We start from the raw sequence: 13,598 nt of genomic DNA, 5'->3' as shown, positions 1-13,598 counted from the left end.
GATACCTGGCACCACAACTGCATGATCGACCGGAGAAGGCGGGGCGCGCGGAAGGGTCGGGCCGCGGCGGGAAGCGGCGGGGGTTAGCGCAGGACCAGGGTGGTGAGGGCGGTGGTCAGTAGGAGCACGGGGAGGGCGGAGAGGGTGCCGGCCGCCGACGCGGACCGGGGGCGGCCGCGCTTCACGGTCAGCCAGAGCAGCAGGAGGCTGATCAGCAGCGCCACGAACAGCGCCGGGGTCAGGGTGTAGAGGCCGAAGAGCAGCCACCGGTCCCGATCCGAGGTGCACTCCTCGCCGCAGCCCTCCGCCACGGCGCCGGGGAACAGCGCCGACCCGGCCGCGAAGGCCACGACCGCGGTCGCGTACCAGGCCAGGGTGACCAGGATCGTTGCGCGCGGATCAGTCCGGCGGGGATCGACGGGAGTCGCAGCCATTCGCCGATTATGACCGCCCCGCCACCGCCCCACGAACCCGGCCGGACACCGGGTGCCCGGCCGGTGCGAGGTGCCGCCGTCGAAGGGCGCTCCGACGATGACCACGTCCGCGTCGGCGTGGGAGGCGGGGTCGCCGAGGTCGCAGGCGGGTACGCCGAGGAAGGTCAGGTCCGGCCCGTACATGGCCCCGTAGCGGCTCATCGCTCCTCCATCCCCCACGGCGAGCCGTAGGCGGTGAGCAGGTCGAGGAAGGGTCGGGGTGGCAGCGCCTCCGGTCCGAGCACACCGGCGCCGGTCCACGCGCCGTTCGCGAGCAGTTCCAGGGCCACGATCGGGTTGACCGCGGTCTGCCAGACGACGGCCTGGTGGCCGTACTCGGTCATGGACCACTCGTTGTCGACGACGTGGTACAGGTAGACGCGGCGGGGGCGGCCATCGACGCCGGTGCCGGTGACGTACGTGCCGGCGCAGGTCTTGCCGCGCATCGCCGGGCCGAGGGTGGCGGGGTCGGGCAGGCAGGCGGCCACCACGTCGCGCGGGGTGACCTGCACACCGCCGACGCGCACCGGCGCGGTCGAGTCCAGGCCGAGCTTGTGCAGCGTCTTGAGCACGCCGATGAACTCGTCGCCGAGGCCGTACTTGAAGGTGACCCGCCGGGCGCCGACCCAGCGCGGGATGAGCAGCACCTCCTCGTGCTCGACGTTGACGCACTCGACCGGGCCGATCCCCTCGGGGAACTCGAAGACCTCGGGCTCGGAGAACGGCGGCGTCGTGTACCAGCCGCGGTCGGCCTCCCACACCACCGGCGGGTTGAGGCACTCCTCGATGGTCGTCCAGATGGAGAACGACGGCGCGAAGTCGTGGCCCTCGACGGTCAGGTTGGCACCGTCGCGGATGCCGATCTCGTCGATCTCGGTGAACAGTTCGTCGGCGGCGTACCGGGCGAAGATGTCGGACAGGCCCGGTTCGACGCCGATGCCGCAGAGGGCGAGGCGGCCGGCTTCGCTCCACCGCTCGGCGGCGGCGAACTGGGCGTCGCCGAGCTTCACGCCGGTCTCCGCGTAGGGGTTGCGTGGGTGCGGTCGGGACAGCGACATCGCCATGTCCAGGTAGTCCGCGGCGGCCGCGTACGCCCCCTCGAAGATCGGCAGCACGAAGCGTGGGTCGACCGCGTTCAGCACGTGGGTGATCCGGTGCTCCCGGCAGAGCGCGGCGACCTCGCCGGCCGACGACGCGTCGACCCGGGCGGCGACGAACCGGGCGTCGTGGCCGGCGACCGCGCGGCTCGCCCGGTCGAGATCGTGATCGGCGACCACCATGGTGTCGAAGAAGGAGCGGCGGGCGGCGATGGATACGGCGGCGGAGCCGACGCCACCGGCGCCGACGAGCAGGATACGCATCAGGAATCGAACCCCAAACCGAGACGGTCGAGCGTACGGAGCCAGAGGTTGCGCCGCCCCTCGTGCGCGTCGGCACGGGCGAGCGACCAGCGGGTGAGGTTGATGCCGACCGCGCGGAACGGTTCCGGCGGGAACGGCAGGGGTGTGCTGCGCACGAGGGCGAGCCGGGTCAGCGGGGTGTCGTCGCCGGCCAGCAGGTCGAGCATCACCCGCGCGCCGAACCGGGTGGCGCCGACGCCGAGGCCGGTGTAGCCCGCCGCGTACGCCAGCCGGCCCTCGTAGGCGGTGCCGAAGAACGGGCAGAACCGGGTGCAGGTGTCGATCACCCCGCCCCAGCGGTGACTGAACCGCACCCCGTTCAGCTGCGGAAACGTGGTGAAGAAGTGGTCGGCGAGGGTGGCGAAGGTCGCCGGACGCTGCTCCAACGCCGGGGCCAGCCGGTTGCCGTAGTGGTAGACGGCGTCGTACCCGCCGAAGAGGATCCGGCCGTCGGCGGTGATCCGGTAGTAGTGGAACTGGTTGCCGGTGTCGGCGATGCCCTGGCGGTTGGCCCAGCCGATCGAGGCGCGCTGGGCGGCGGTCAGCGGCTCGGTGGTGAGCGCGTAGTCGTACACCGGCACCAGCCAGGCCCGCAGCCGGCGCAGCAGCGGCGGGAACGCGTTCGTGGCGAGCACCATCCGCCCGGCCCGTACGCTGCCGGGGGCCGCGTCCCGGCCGCCGGCGGTGGCCGCCCGCAACGCGCCGCCGTCGCGGCGCAGCCCGGTCACCCGGGTGTGCTCGGCGATCCGCACCCCGACGTCCAGGCAGGCCCGGCGCAGTCCCCAGGCCAGTCTGGCCGGGTCGAGCAGGGCCACCCGGTCGCGGTCCCACATTCCGCCGAGGTACGTCGGCGAGTCCACCTCGGCGCGGACCTCGTCGCGGTCGAGCAGCCGCACGTCGTGTCCGTGCCGGCGGGCCAGGTCGGCGTCGGCGGCGAGCCCGGCGAGCTGGTACGGCTCGACGGCGACCGCCAACTCGCCCGTGCGTTCGAAGTCGCAGTCGATGCCGTGTTCGTCGAGGGTCGCGGCGATCGCGGTCAGGTTCTGCCGGCCGAGCCGCTCCAACTCGCCGATCTCGCCGGGGAACCGGTCGGCGCCGTTGGCGAGCCCGTGGGTGAGCGAGGCGGCGCAGAAGCCGCCGTTGCGTCCGGACGCCGCCCAGCCGCAGGTGCCCGCCTCGACCAGCAGCACGTCCCGGCCCGGGTCGTCCCGCTTGGCCAGCAGCGCGGCCCACAGCCCGCTGTAGCCGCCGCCGACCACCAGCAGGTCGGCCGTGTGCCCACCGTGCAGCGGCGGCAGCGGGTCGGGGCGCTCCGGGCGGTCCAGCCAGTACGGCGTGGGCGCCGCGTCGGCCAGCGCCCGGCTGGCGTGCGGGCCGGTCATGACGCGCGCCGCGCCATCGCGCCACCGCACACCGGACGGGCGGCCACCGCGCCGCCGCGCTCCGGACCGCCTGCCGCCGCGCCGCTCACCGGACGGCCTCCGCCTCGCCGGCCGAACCTGATCCGCTGCCGCCCGCCGCCGGGTTCACCCGCAGGGCGGCGCGTTGGCGTCGCCGGCCGGGCAGCGTGCTGGCGAGCACGAGCAGCAGCGCGATCGCGAACATCGCGGTGCCGATGACGTTGACCTGCGGTGGGATGCCGCGCTGGGCGGCGCCCCAGACGTACATCGGGAACGTGACGGTGGTGCCCGCGTTGAAGTTCGTGATGATGAAGTCGTCGAAGCTCAGCGAGAAGGAGAGCAGCGCGGCGGCCACGATGCCGGGCAGCACCAGCGGCAGGGTGATCCGCCGGAACGTCTGCCACTCGTTGGCGTAGAGGTCCATCGCGGCCTCCTCCAGCCGCGAGTCCATGCCGGCGAGCCGCGCCTTCACCGTCACCACCACGAACGAGACGCAGAACATGACGTGCGCGATGACGATGGTCCAGAAGCCCTGCGGCACCCCGGCGGCGACGAAGAGGGCCAGCAGCGACGTGCCCATCACCAGCTCCGGCGTCGCCATCGGCAGGAAGATCAGCACGTTGATGCCGGACCGGCCGCGGAACCGGTGCCGCGCCAGGGCGAACGCCATGAGCGTCCCGAGGACGGTGGCCACGACCGTGGCGAGGAAGCCGATCTGGACGCTGCGCACGACCGCGTCGCACATGTCGGAGGTGGCGCACGGGTTGCGCCAGTTGTCGAGGGTGAACTCGTGGAAGTCGTACGAGAGGCGGCTCGACGGCCGGTTGAACGACAGGCCGGCCACCACCAGGATCGGCAGCGACAGGTAGCCGAGCACCAGCAGCGCCACGAGCAGGACCCACCGGTCGGCGAGCCACCGGGAGACGCGGTGCGTCACAACACCTCCTCCGTGCCGGCGCGGCGCAGGTAGCCGAAGACGACCGCGAGGATCGCCGCCATCAGCAGGAACGACAGGGCCGCGCCCTGCGGGTAGTCGAGCCGGACCAGGAACGCCGAGTCGATGACGTTGCCGATCATGTATTCGTTGGGCGTGCCGAGCAGTTCCGCGTTGATGTAGTCGCCGCTGGCCGGAATGAAGAAGAGCAGCGTCCCGGCGACCAGGCCGGGCATGGACAGCGGCAGCGTCACCCGCCGGAACGCGTGGACGGGGCTCGCGTACAGGTCGCTCGCCGCCTCCAGCAGCCGGTGGTCGAGCCGCTCCAGGCTCGCGTACAGCGGCAGCACCAGGAACGGCAGGAAGTTGTACGTGAGGCCGAGCACCACCGCGAACGGGGTGGCGAGCAGGCGGCCGTCCGGGCCGAGCAGGTGGACGTCGCGCAGCAGCCCGACGAGCCAGCCATTGTCGGACAGGATCGTCTTCCAGGCCAACGTGCGCACCAGGAAGCTGGTGAACATCGGCGCGACCACGCACACCAGCAGCAGGTTCTTCCACCGCCCGGCCTTCTGGGCGATCGCGTACGCCAGCGGGTAGCCCATCAGCAGGGCGAGCACCAGGGCCAGCCCGGCGTAGAGGAACGATCGGGTGAACTGCGGCCAGTACGCCGACAGCGCGTCCGGGTAGTTGCCGAACGCCCAGGTCAGCGCGTACCCGGTGGAGAGTGAGCCGCTGGGGTCGTAGAGGCTGGCGGCGGCGAGTTGCAGCAGTGGCAGGGCGAAGAAGACGAACAGCCAGGCCGCACCGGGGAGCAGCAGCAGGTAGGGCAGGAACCGGTAGCGTCCGCGCCGGGCGGGCGGCGGTGGGTTCGCCGCCGACTGTCCGGTCGGCACGTGCGCCAGGGCGCTCACGACGGAAGTCCCACCGGTTCGTCGACGACCGGCGTGGTCCGGTCCGCCTCGCCCGGCTCCCGGGGCAGCAGGAACGCGTGGCGCGGGTCCCAGTGCGCCAGCGCCTCGGTGCCGACCGGCAGCCGCTCGGTCGCGCCGCTGTTGGCGGAGAAGACCGACACCTCACTGCCCCAGGCGGTGCGCAGCAGGTACTGGGTGCTGACGCCCACGTACGAGGCGTCGGTGACCACCCCGGCGACGTGCTGGTGGCCGGCGGGGATCTGGTCGGCGGAGCCGACCAGATGCAGCTTCTCCGGGCGTACGCCCAGGTGGACCGGACCCCGGTCGGTGCGTGCCCGGTCGGCGGGCACCGAGTAGCGGGTGCCGTGCGCGGTGACCGGCACGTCGTCGCCGGTGGGTCCGGCGGCCTCGCCGGCGAGCAGGTTGGACTGGCCGAGGAAGTTCGCCACGAAGGCGGTGGCCGGATACTCGTAGAGGTCGGCGGGGGCGCCCAACTGCTCGATCCGGCCGGCGTTCATCACCGCGACCGTGTCGGCCATCGTCATGGCCTCCTCCTGGTCGTGGGTGACGTGCACGAAGGTGATGCCGACCTCGGTCTGGATGCGCTTCAGCTCGATCTGCATCTGCCGGCGCAGCTTCAGGTCGAGCGCGCCGAGCGGCTCGTCCAGGAGCAGCACCTGCGGGTGGTTGATGAGCGCGCGGGCCAGCGCGACCCGCTGCTGCTGGCCGCCGGAGAGCTGGGCGGGGCGGCGCCGGCCGTAGCCGTCGAGCTGCACCAGGGCGAGCATCCGCTCGACCTGGTCGTCGACCTTGCGGATGCCGCGCCGGCGCAGCCCGAAGGCGACGTTCTCGGCGATGTCCAGGTGCGGGAAGAGGGCGTAGCTCTGGAACACCGTGTTGACCGGCCGCTTGTAGGGCCGCAGCCGGGCGATGTCCCGGTCACCGAGGAGCACCTGGCCGCTGGTCGGCTCCTCCAGGCCGGCGATCATGCGCAGGGTGGTGGTCTTGCCGCACCCGGACGCGCCGAGCAGGGCGAAGAAGGAGCCCTGCGGGATGGTCAGGCTGAGGTCGTCCACCGCGGTGAAGATGCCGAACCGCTTCGTGAGGTTGGCCAGGCGCAGGTCGCCGGCCGGTGTCTCGCGTCCCACTGTCGTCCGCCCAATCCGTCGTCAGGCCCCGATGACCTGCTGGAACTTGCCTTCGTACTCGCGCTCCTGCTTCTCGTCCAGGGCCATGAACACCTTGGACTTCGCGAGCATCGCCTCGTCGGGGAAGATCAGCGGGTTGGCGGCCAGCTCGGGATCGAGCTTCTCCATCTCGGCCTGGGCACCCTGGACGGGGCAGATGTAGTTCACGTACGCGGCCAGCCGCGCGGCCACCGCCGGCTCGTAGTAGTAGTTGGCGAGCTGCTCGGCGTTGCCCTTGTGGGTGGCCTTGTTGGGGACCACCATGTTGTCCGACCAGAGCATCACCCCGGACTCCGGCACCACGAACTTGACCGACTCGTCATCGAAGCCGAGCTGGATGACGTCGCCGGACCAGCCGACGCACGCGGCGATGTCGCCCTTGGCCAGGTCGGGCGCGTAGTCGTTGCCGGTGAACTTGCGGATCTGCCCGGAGTCGACGGCCTTCTTGAGCTTGTTGAGCGCGTCGTCGAACTGGGCGGCGGTGAAGTTGGCCGGGTCGTGGCCGTTGGACTGGAGCAGCAGCCCCATCGTGTCGCGCATCTCGGACAGCGCGGTCACCTTGCCCTTGAGGTCGGGGCGGGTGAGCAGCTCGTCGACGGTGCGCAGCTCCTTGGTGACCTTGCCGTTGTAGGCGAGGCCGGCCAGGCCCGACTGCCAGGGGACGGCGAGCTGGTTGTCCTTGTCGAACGAGCGGCCCTTCAGCGACGGCAGCAGGTTGGCCTCGACGTTCGGGATCTTGGATTTGTCGAGCTTCTGGATCCAGCCGAGCCGGATCATGCGGGCGGCCATCCAGTCGGTGAGCACCATGATGTCCCGCCCGGTGGACTGACAGCCGGCGAGCTGGTTCTGCACCTTGCCGAAGAACTCGTTGTTGTCGTTGACGTCCTCGGTGTACGTGACCTCGATGCCGGACTTGGCGATGAACTCGTCGAGCGTGGGCCGCTTCGACTCGTCCTTGTCGTCCACGTCCATGTACTGCGGCCAGTTGGAGAAGGCGAGCTTCTTCTCGGTGCCGGAGAGGTCTTCGCTCACGCAGCCGGCCTCGGTCTGCTGTGCGCCCTTCGTGCCGCAGCCGGCCAGCGAGCCGCCGGCGGCGAGCAGCGCGGCCGAGCCGAGGGTGCCGGTGAGCAGACCACGCCGGGAGAGGGGCCGGAGGGGACTACGCATGTGACGACTCCTTTAGGGGTCATCGTCGGCGGCGGGGACGGGGGTGACGCAGCCGGCGGGAGGGTCGAGTGCGATGGAGGACTGATCCTGACATGGGGTGACCCTCCTTACAAGGGATTCCGTTGCGGGATTAGCTCTTGACGACGAAATACGCCAGACTGCGCGAGGCACTAGGCTAACCGCGCGGCAACGGACATGGGGAGCGGTCGATGACCAACCGGCAGCAGGAGAGCGGCAACGGCGGACGGCGGCTCGCCGTGCGCGACGGCGCCAGTCACGCTCTGCTCGACGACGTGGCCAAGCAGATCATCGAGCAGCTCCAGGAGGACGGCCGCCGCCCGTACGCGACCATCGGCAAGGCGGTCGGGCTCTCCGAGGCGGCCGTGCGGCAGCGGGTGCAGCGACTCCTCGACGCCGGCGTCATGCAGATCGTCGCGGTCACCGACCCGCTCCAGCTCGGCTTTCCGCGCCAGGCGATGATCGGCCTGCGCACCGACGGCGACCTCGAGGCGGTGGCCGACCGCCTCGCCGAGCTGGAGGAGGTCGACTATGTGGTGATCACCGCCGGCTCGTTCGACCTGCTCACCGAGGTGGTCTGCCGCAACGACGACCACCTGCTGGAGATCCTGCAACGACTGCGGGCCGTCGAGGGCGTGCTCTCCACCGAGGCGTTCGTCTACCTCAAGCTCCGCAAGCAGACCTACACCTGGGGCACCGCCTGACGCGGGGCGGCGGCGAGGGCTCCCGACGGCCGCAAACGGGTGGTACGGAATTCGTTGCGGCCAGGGGAACCACTCGCTGAATCCGTTGCCATATCAGTCACACGCCACCGATCCCACTTGCCAGGAGCGGCTGGGCTGTGCGATAACCGTTGGCAGAGCGGCCGGTACGTCCCCCTGACCGGCCCGAGACCGATGGGGCTGACATGGCCAACGCCACCGACCACCTCTGGATGCACTTCACCCGGATGGCGAGCTACTCCGCCGCCGAGGTGCCGACGATCGTGCGCGGCGAGGGAGCGTACGTCTGGGACTCGCAGGGCCGCCGCTACCTGGACGGGCTGGCCGGCCTGTTCGTCGTCAACGCCGGCCACGGGCGCACCGAGCTCGCCGACGCCGCCGCCAAGCAGGCGGCCGAGCTGGCCTACTTCCCGCTCTGGTCGTACGCCCACCCCAAGGCCGTCGAGCTGGCCGAGAAGATCTCCACGCTCACCCCGGGCGACCTCAACCGGGTCTTCTTCACCACCGGCGGCTCGGAGGCGGTCGAGGCGGCCTGGAAGCTCGCCCGCGCCTACTTCAAGCGCACCGGGCTGCCCAACAAGCACAAGGTGGTCAGCCGCTACATCGCCTACCACGGCACCTCCATGGGCGCCCTGTCCATCACCGGCCTGCCCGGCATCAAGAGCGACTTCGAGCCGCTGGTGCCCGGCGGCATCAAGGTGCCGAACACCAACTTCTACCGGGCGCCGGAGCACGGCGACTCCCCCGAGGCGTTCAGCCGGTGGGCCGCCGACGAGATCGGGCGCGCGATCGAGCGGGAAGGACCGGACACCGTCGCCGCGGTCTTCTTGGAGCCGGTGCAGAACTCCGGCGGCTGTTTCCCGCCGCCACCCGGCTACTTCGAGAGGGTTCGCGAGATCTGCGACGCGTACGACGTGCTGCTCGTCTCCGACGAGGTGATCTGCTCCTGGGGTCGGCTCGGCGAGTACTTCGGCGCCGTCCGCTACGGCTACCAGCCCGACATCATCACCACCGCGAAGGGCATCACCTCCGGCTACGCCCCGCTCGGCGCGATGATCGCCAGCGACCGGCTGATGGAGCCCTTCCTCACCGAGACCGGCATGTTCGCCCACGGGGTGACGTTCGGCGGTCACCCGGTCTCCTGCGCGGTGGCCCTGGCCAACCTGGAGGTCTTCGCCCGGGAGGATCTGGTCGGGCACGTCCGCGCCAACGAGGGGGCGTTCCGCGCCACCCTGGAGAAGCTCAACGACCTGCCGATCGTCGGGGACGTCCGGGGCGACGGCTACTTCTACGGCATCGAGCTGGTGAAGGACAAGACCACCCGGGCGACGTTCGACGAGGCCGAGTCGGAGCGCCTGTTGCGCGGCTTCCTCTCCACCGCGCTGTTCCAGGCCGGGCTCTACTGCCGCGCCGACGACCGCGGCGACCCGGTGGTGCAGCTCGCCCCGCCGCTGATCGCCGACCAGCAGCAGTTCGACGAGATCGAGCAGATCCTCCGGGCCGTGCTCACCGAGGCGTGGCAGCGTCTCTGACCGCCGTGTCCTACCAGGAGCTGTCGTACTGGCTGTCCACCGTGGACGAGCCGCTGACACCGCGCCCGGCGCTGCCCGGCGACACCGACGCGGACGTGGCGATCGTGGGCGCCGGCTACACCGGGCTGTGGACGGCCTACTACCTGGCGTCCGCCGACCCCACCCTGCGCGTCGTCGTACTGGAGCGGGAGATCGCGGGTTACGGGGCGTCCGGCCGCAACGGCGGCTGGTGCTCCGCGCTCTTCCCCACCTCGCTGACCGGCCTGGCCCGTCGGCACGGCCGGGACGCGGCGATCGCGATGCGGCGGGCGATGCGGGAGACCGTGCGTGAGGTCGGTCGGGTCGTCGCGGCCGAGGGCATCGACTGCGACTGGGCGTCGGGCGGAACGGTCGTGCTCGCCCGCACCGACGCCCAGCTCGGCCGCGCCCGCGCCGGGGTCGAGGAGTCGCGGGCCTTCGGCTTCGGCCCCGACGATCTCGCGCTGCTCGACGCCGGCGAGGCCGCGGCCCGCTGCGGCGCCGAGGGCGTACGCGGCGGGACGTACACGCCGCACTGCGCGGCCGTGCACCCGGCGAAGCTGGTGCGGGGGCTGGCCCGGACGGTCGAGCGGCTCGGGGTGACCATCCACGAGCGCACCCCGGTCCGCGAGCTCCGGCCGGGCGCCGCCGTCACCCCCGCGGGGGTGGTTCGCGCGCCCGTGGTGGTGCGGGCCACCGAGGGCTGGACGGCGGGGCTGCCGGGGCTGCGGCGTGCCGTGGCGCCGGTCTACTCGCTGATGGTGGCCACCGAGCCGCTGCCCCCGCAGACCTGGGCGCGGATCGGGCTGGCCGCCCGGGAGACGTTCTCCGACCATCGGCACGTGATCATCTACGGGCAGCGCACGGCGGACGGTCGGCTGGCCTTCGGCGGCCGGGGCGCCCCCTACCACTTCGGGTCACGGGTCCGGCCCGGCTACGACCGGGAGCCGGCGGTCTTCGACGCGCTGCGTCGTACGCTCGGCGAACTCTTCCCGGTGCTCGGGCCGGACGTGCCGGTGACCCACCGGTGGGGCGGGCCGCTCGGGGTGGCCCGGGACTGGACGGCCTCGGTGAGGCTGGACCGGACGACCGGTCTCGCCTGGGCGGGCGGGTACGTCGGCGACGGCGTCTCGACCACGAACCTCGCCGGCCGTACGCTGGCCGACCTGATCCGGGGCGTGGCGAGTGACCTGACCGCGCTGCCCTGGGTGGGGCACCGGTCCCCACGTTGGGAGCCGGAGCCGCTGCGCTGGCTCGCGGTGAACGCCGGCCTGCGGGTCATGGCCTCGGCGGACGCGGCGGAGGCTCGCACCGGCCGTCCTGCCCGCCGCGCGGCGGTCTTCGGCCGCTTCCTCGGCCACTGATCCCGGGCCGCCGGCGCCCCGGGGCCACCCCGACGTCCCTTTCCGGAACCGGCACCCCCGCGGCCGTCGGCTCCCTAGCCTGACAGGCAGGAGCATCCGGAGGGAGGCCAGCATGAGCACGGAGGCGGTCATGGCCGCGTTCGACGGCCAGCAGGAGATCGAGCTGACGGTGACGGGACGCAAGAGCGGCCGGCAGATCAGCCGGCCGGTGTGGTTCGTGCAGGAGGAGCAGAGCATGTTCCTCGTGCCGGTGACCGGCTCGGACAGCCACTGGTACAAGAACGTCCGCCGGACGCCGATGGTCCAGGTGGCCGCGAACGGGACCTCGGTGAGCGCGCCCGCGACCCCGATCACCGAACCGGACCAGGTCGACCACGTGGTGGCGATGTTCCGCGACAAGTACGGCGCGGACCAGGTGGCGAGCTACTACCCGAAGCACGACGTCGCCGTGCAGGTGCCGCTCGGCTGAGACCGGCCCCCGGTCAGACGTTCGGGGGGATGACCCGCAGGTGGCCGCGACGGCCCGTCGAGTGCGCCTGCGGGTCCTGGTCGTCCTCCGGCGGACGGGGAGTCGGCCGGGCCGCCTCACGGACCGCCTCGGCCAGGGCGACCAGGTCGTCGGTGGTGGGCGGCGGCGGCTCGAACTCGCCCTCGTGACGCACCACGTCCCAGCCCCGGGGGGCGGTCAGGCTGCGGGCGTGCGGCTCGCAGAGGTCGTAGGTGTGGGGCTCGGCGAAGGCGGCCAGCGGCCCGACCACGGCGGTCGACTCGTTGTAGACATAGGTCAATGTGGCGACCGCTTGCCGGGGGCAGCCGTTACGGGAGCAGCGCCGTGGTGACCTCACGGCGGCAGGGTATCTCCATTACCGGCTCCAGCGCACCGCTTCGCGTTGCGACACGCCCGTCATGGTGATCACAGTTGCGGCGCCCGGCGGGCCGTCCCGACTCCGGCGCGCCCGACCGGCGGCGCTGCCGCAGGCCAGGCCGGCGCGGGGGCTACCCTTTGCCTCATGACGAGCCCGGAACACCGCCGCCCCGGCTCCGGCCGGCGCGCGCACCGCGACCGGCACGGCCGCGGCCTGCGCGGACGGCTGGTACCGGCGACCGTGCCGCTGGCCCGGACGAAGGCCGAGGTCTTCGACGACCTGGTCCTGGACACGGTCGAGACGTTGGAGCGCCGGTTCGCCAAGGAGTTGGCCGGGGTCGAGTTCGCGGTGGAGGACGTCCCGCCCGACCTGAACGTGTACGACTCCGACGTGCTGGAGGACGGCGAGGTGCCGCTGGCCCGGCTCCTGCCCGGCCGGCCGGGCCGGCAGGAGGTGCCGCCCCGGATCGTGCTCTACCGCCGGCCGTTGGAGTTCCGGGCGATGGACCGCGAGGACCTCGCCGACCTGGTGCACGACGTGATCATCGAGCAGGTGGCGAACCTGCTCGGGGTCGACCCGGACGAGCTGGCGTGAACACCGTGGCTGGCCTGCGCTGTCCGGCTGGCGTGAGCGGCCCGGCCCCCACCGGGCCGCTGAACGCCGTCGTGCCGGCTCGACGCCGGCGACCGGTCTGAACCCGGGCGGCCCCCACCGCCCCGGCCCGACCGTCGGTCAGGCGGCCCGCCGCTTCAGCTTCCGCCGTTCCCGCTCGGAGAGCCCACCCCAAATCCCGAACCGCTCATCGTGGCCGAGAGCGTATTCCAGGCACTCCGTCTTGACCTCACACCGCGAGCAGATCCGCTTCGCCTCGCGGGTCGAACCGCCCTTCTCGGGAAAGAACGCCTCGGGGTCGGTCTGCGAGCACAGCGCTCGCTCCTGCCACTCCGGCGCGTTTCCGAGCAGGTCGGCCACCTCAAGCTGGCCGTCCATCAAATGCCTCCTTGTCGCGCACCGGCGTCATCGCCGCTGCAACCCCCCACGCGAAAGGCGTGCCTGTCCGTCCGGTCCCGTTTTGATGCGTTCCGTGCGAACAACCCCATTCAAATTACACGCGTGTAATGCGTGCGCCGTCAAGCCAAACTTGATAATGGAGTCGCCCTCCCGACACGCCCCGGACGGCCACCTGACCACCCGGCCCTCGCAACCTGCCCTATCGATTCAGACCCCGGCCGAGTAACGCCCTCTCCGGCGAGTTGCCGGAGTTTTCTCCCGTGGCGCCCCCGTCCGGACCCGTGTCGAGCAGCCTTCGACCCGCCACGGGGGACGGTCACGACCGCAATGCTGATCTTGGTGGCACAGGTTAACGCGAGTCGGGCGAGACCGCCCGTCGAGCGGGAAACAGCGACCACGCCCCGCCCACCATGTGGACAGGACGCGGCGCACGGACGGCGTTCCCGAGTCAGCCGGAACTCCCCCGGATGCCGCCCGGCCAGGTGAACTCGGCGATCGCTCCCTCATCGACGGAGACCGTCCCGGCGGGTGTGCGCTCGTCCCACCAGACGGTATAGCGACCGGCGGGCAGGTCCGGACAGACGGCACTGTGGAA

General features: G+C 71.9%; 14 protein-coding genes. 5 read left to right on the top strand and 9 right to left on the bottom strand.

From position 1 onward, the window contains the following. Positions 1-83: 83 nt before the first annotated feature. The 7 genes from ACIBTV_RS15870 to ACIBTV_RS15840 form a co-directional block, all read right to left on the bottom strand. Entirely contained in the window at positions 84-635 is a 552-nt protein-coding gene (locus ACIBTV_RS15870) for a hypothetical protein (RefSeq protein ID WP_396705416.1), read from the bottom strand. Further along, positions 632-1,834, bottom strand: coding sequence for a saccharopine dehydrogenase family protein (locus tag ACIBTV_RS15865; RefSeq protein WP_396705414.1), 1,203 nt, complete (start codon positions 1,832-1,834; stop codon positions 632-634). The genes ACIBTV_RS15870 and ACIBTV_RS15865 overlap by 4 nt, the downstream gene beginning before the upstream one ends. Next, on the bottom strand, positions 1,834-3,255 hold the full coding sequence (locus ACIBTV_RS15860; RefSeq protein ID WP_396705412.1) for an NAD(P)/FAD-dependent oxidoreductase: 1,422 nt from the start codon (positions 3,253-3,255) through the stop codon (positions 1,834-1,836). The genes ACIBTV_RS15865 and ACIBTV_RS15860 overlap by 1 nt, the downstream gene beginning before the upstream one ends. Positions 3,256-3,340: 85 nt before the next feature. Further along, on the bottom strand, positions 3,341-4,210 hold the full coding sequence (locus ACIBTV_RS15855; RefSeq protein ID WP_396705410.1) for an ABC transporter permease: 870 nt from the start codon (positions 4,208-4,210) through the stop codon (positions 3,341-3,343). Then, positions 4,207-5,118, bottom strand: coding sequence for an ABC transporter permease (locus ACIBTV_RS15850; protein WP_396705408.1), 912 nt, complete (start codon positions 5,116-5,118; stop codon positions 4,207-4,209). The genes ACIBTV_RS15855 and ACIBTV_RS15850 overlap by 4 nt, the downstream gene beginning before the upstream one ends. After that, positions 5,115-6,266, bottom strand: coding sequence for an ABC transporter ATP-binding protein (locus ACIBTV_RS15845; protein WP_396705406.1), 1,152 nt, complete (start codon positions 6,264-6,266; stop codon positions 5,115-5,117). Before ACIBTV_RS15845 ends, ACIBTV_RS15850 begins: the two co-directional genes overlap by 4 nt. A gap of 21 nt (positions 6,267-6,287) precedes the next feature. Beyond that, entirely contained in the window at positions 6,288-7,472 is a 1,185-nt protein-coding gene (locus ACIBTV_RS15840; protein ID WP_396705404.1) for an extracellular solute-binding protein, read from the bottom strand. 209 nt (positions 7,473-7,681) lie between these two features. Here ACIBTV_RS15840 and ACIBTV_RS15835 point away from each other — a divergent pair, with 209 nt between their 5' ends. The 4 genes from ACIBTV_RS15835 to ACIBTV_RS15820 all read left to right on the top strand — a co-directional run bounded on the left by ACIBTV_RS15835 (position 7,682) and on the right by ACIBTV_RS15820 (position 11,595). Continuing rightward, positions 7,682-8,194 (top strand): Lrp/AsnC family transcriptional regulator, encoded by a 513-nt coding sequence (locus ACIBTV_RS15835; RefSeq protein WP_396705403.1) that lies wholly within the window; start codon positions 7,682-7,684, stop codon positions 8,192-8,194. Positions 8,195-8,397: 203 nt separating this feature from the next. After that, on the top strand, positions 8,398-9,744 hold the full coding sequence (locus ACIBTV_RS15830; protein WP_396705400.1) for an aspartate aminotransferase family protein: 1,347 nt from the start codon (positions 8,398-8,400) through the stop codon (positions 9,742-9,744). Positions 9,745-9,749: 5 nt separating this feature from the next. Then, entirely contained in the window at positions 9,750-11,126 is a 1,377-nt protein-coding gene (locus ACIBTV_RS15825; protein WP_396705774.1) for an NAD(P)/FAD-dependent oxidoreductase, read from the top strand. Between the two features lie 112 nt (positions 11,127-11,238). Further along, a complete protein-coding gene (locus ACIBTV_RS15820) occupies positions 11,239-11,595 on the top strand; it encodes a nitroreductase/quinone reductase family protein (RefSeq protein WP_396705398.1) in 357 nt (118 codons plus the stop codon). A gap of 13 nt (positions 11,596-11,608) precedes the next feature. Here ACIBTV_RS15820 and ACIBTV_RS15815 read toward each other — a convergent pair whose 3' ends face one another. Then, a complete protein-coding gene (locus ACIBTV_RS15815) occupies positions 11,609-11,971 on the bottom strand; it encodes a DUF3499 domain-containing protein (protein ID WP_396705395.1) in 363 nt (120 codons plus the stop codon). Positions 11,972-12,136: 165 nt separating this feature from the next. Here ACIBTV_RS15815 and ACIBTV_RS15810 point away from each other — a divergent pair, with 165 nt between their 5' ends. Then, complete coding sequence (locus tag ACIBTV_RS15810; protein ID WP_074316962.1) at positions 12,137-12,586, top strand: metallopeptidase family protein; 450 nt, start codon at positions 12,137-12,139, stop codon at positions 12,584-12,586. Between the two features lie 138 nt (positions 12,587-12,724). Here the strand turns inward: ACIBTV_RS15810 and ACIBTV_RS15805 are convergent, their stop codons facing one another. Further along, positions 12,725-12,982, bottom strand: coding sequence for a WhiB family transcriptional regulator (locus ACIBTV_RS15805; protein ID WP_007455784.1), 258 nt, complete (start codon positions 12,980-12,982; stop codon positions 12,725-12,727). Positions 12,983-13,598: the final 616 nt, after the last annotated feature.

The organism is Micromonospora sp. NPDC049366, assembly GCF_044466625.1.
Classification (GTDB): Bacteria; Actinomycetota; Actinomycetes; order Mycobacteriales; family Micromonosporaceae; genus Micromonospora.
This window is presented reverse-complemented; position numbering and strand designations above follow the sequence as displayed.

Coding starts and splice junctions, on each gene's coding strand:
- ACIBTV_RS15870 (WP_396705416.1), bottom strand. CDS start 635: ATGAGCCGCTACGGGGCCATGTACGGGCCGGACCTGACCTTCCTCGGC.
- ACIBTV_RS15865 (WP_396705414.1), bottom strand. CDS start 1,834: ATGCGTATCCTGCTCGTCGGCGCCGGTGGCGTCGGCTCCGCCGCCGTA.
- ACIBTV_RS15860 (WP_396705412.1), bottom strand. CDS start 3,255: ATGACCGGCCCGCACGCCAGCCGGGCGCTGGCCGACGCGGCGCCCACG.
- ACIBTV_RS15840 (WP_396705404.1), bottom strand. CDS start 7,472: ATGCGTAGTCCCCTCCGGCCCCTCTCCCGGCGTGGTCTGCTCACCGGC.
- ACIBTV_RS15835 (WP_396705403.1), top strand. CDS start 7,682: ATGACCAACCGGCAGCAGGAGAGCGGCAACGGCGGACGGCGGCTCGCC.
- ACIBTV_RS15830 (WP_396705400.1), top strand. CDS start 8,398: ATGGCCAACGCCACCGACCACCTCTGGATGCACTTCACCCGGATGGCG.
- ACIBTV_RS15820 (WP_396705398.1), top strand. CDS start 11,239: ATGAGCACGGAGGCGGTCATGGCCGCGTTCGACGGCCAGCAGGAGATC.
- ACIBTV_RS15810 (WP_074316962.1), top strand. CDS start 12,137: ATGACGAGCCCGGAACACCGCCGCCCCGGCTCCGGCCGGCGCGCGCAC.
- ACIBTV_RS15805 (WP_007455784.1), bottom strand. CDS start 12,982: ATGGACGGCCAGCTTGAGGTGGCCGACCTGCTCGGAAACGCGCCGGAG.